The sequence below is a fragment of the Aquitalea sp. S1-19 genome, assembly GCF_024343515.1.
In genome coordinates this window covers 1-1,636 of the sequence record NZ_RJTZ01000288.1, presented here as the reverse complement: position 1 = coordinate 1,636, position 1,636 = coordinate 1, and the positions used below count along the sequence as shown (strand labels likewise).

At 60.0% G+C, this 1,636-nt stretch carries 1 protein-coding gene and 2 pseudogenes; 1 reads left to right on the top strand and 2 read right to left on the bottom strand.

All coding sequences use genetic code 11. From position 1 onward, the window contains the following. A pseudogene (locus EGI20_RS18440) lies at nucleotides 1-83 on the bottom strand (methyl-accepting chemotaxis protein); the annotation flags it as partial. 189 nt (nucleotides 84-272) lie between these two features. Beyond that, nucleotides 273-752: pseudogene (locus EGI20_RS18435) on the bottom strand (cache domain-containing protein); the annotation flags it as partial. A gap of 432 nt (nucleotides 753-1,184) precedes the next feature. Between EGI20_RS18435 and EGI20_RS18430 the strand changes: the two are divergent. After that, nucleotides 1,185-1,636: DUF389 domain-containing protein (locus EGI20_RS18430; protein ID WP_498633148.1), on the top strand; the 452-nt coding region annotated here is incomplete at its 3' end.

Sequence of the window (1,636 nt, the reverse complement as noted above, 5' to 3'; positions counted from 1 at the left end):
TCGCCGGCGCGCGCCGCCTCGATCGCCGCGTTCAGCGCCAACAGGTTGGTCTGGTCGGCGATATCGCGGATCACGCCGGTAATGCCGGAAATCTCCTGCGAGCGCCGGTCCAGCCCGGCCAGCATCCGCCCCTGCACCAGACCTGACAGCGGCAGCATCAACAGGAAAGCCCCCAGCGTGAAAGCCCCCAGCGTCAACAGCAGCGTATTGAGCGGCGTCAGCACCAGCGACTTCTCGCTCAGCACCACAATGCTCCAGTTCAGCTCTTCCAGCCGCACAACCGAAGCCAGCATGGTCTTGCCGCCGACCTCGACCTCCACCAGTTCGCCGCTACCACTGGCGGCCTGCATGGTTGCCGCATTCAGCGCCGGCACCAGCGTCGTCAGCGGCTTGGTCTGCAAGGCCTTGTCCGGTGCAGAGATCAGATTGCCCTTGCTGTCCACCAGCAGGCTGTAGCCATTGCCGCCTACCGGCAGGGTCGCCAGCGTGCGCGTCAGTTCGGTCATCGAAATATCGCCGGCCAGCACACCGCCATTGCTGCCCGGTAGCGGAATGGCCGCCGTGAGCACGATGGCCTTGGTATTGGCGTCGATATAGGGGTCGGTCATTACCAGCTTGCCCGCAGCCATGGCCTGCTGGTACCAGCCTCGACTGGTAACCGCATACTCGGCAGGCGGCGTCCAGCCCGAGGCAAAATGCCCCTTGTTATCGGCAAAACCGACATACAGGTCGATAAAACGCCCCTCCTGCATGCCCTGCGTCAGGAACCACTGCGGATCACGGCCCAGCATATTGATTTCATTGTCGTAGCGCTGCGAGCGCCCCTTGATCACGCTCTGCTTGTCCCGCGCCCAGTCGCCAATCAGGATAGACTGCCCCTTGAGCGTGGTGTTCTGCTCACTGGCAATGCCCTGCAGTGCCATGCCGCGCACCTGGACAAACACGATGGAAAACAGCAGTACGGCAAACGCTGCCAGCAGCACGGCATTAAAGCCGATGATTCGCGCCTTGAGTGAACGCATGGATCTCCCCTTTAGTTATTGGCGCCTCGATGCGGGCGCTTGTGGCGGATTATGTATTTGATATCCAGGACGCGCAATCAAGATGGCATATATAAGCAAAACTGGAAATTCCATAACATTTAACCGAAAATAAATGTTTGGATGAAGCAGACAGGAATGACCATGGCAACACGCAGCCTGGCCGAAATCATCGTCGGTGAGTGGTGGAACCGACGGCAGCAGAATGTCGATCAGGCTCAGGTCGACCGCAGCATGATCGAGAACGGCCTGCTGACACCGGCCTATATCTTTCTGGTGTTCATTTCCTGCGCGATTGCCACGCTGGGCCTGTTGCTAGACTCGGCTGCGGTGGTGATCGGCGCGATGCTGATCGCGCCCCTGATGGGGCCGATCAATCTGCTGGGCTACGCCATCGCCAAGACCAATCTGGCCTACGGCAAGCAGGCGGGGCTGGCACTGGGCTTTGGCGTGGTGGCGGCACTGGTGACCAGCTACACCATCGTCAATTTCTCGCCTTTTATTCCACCGACCGCCCAGATACTGGCGCGCACCAACCCCAATTTCTTCGACCTGCTGGTGGCAGTTTTCTCCGGACTGGTCGCCGGTTTTGCCAT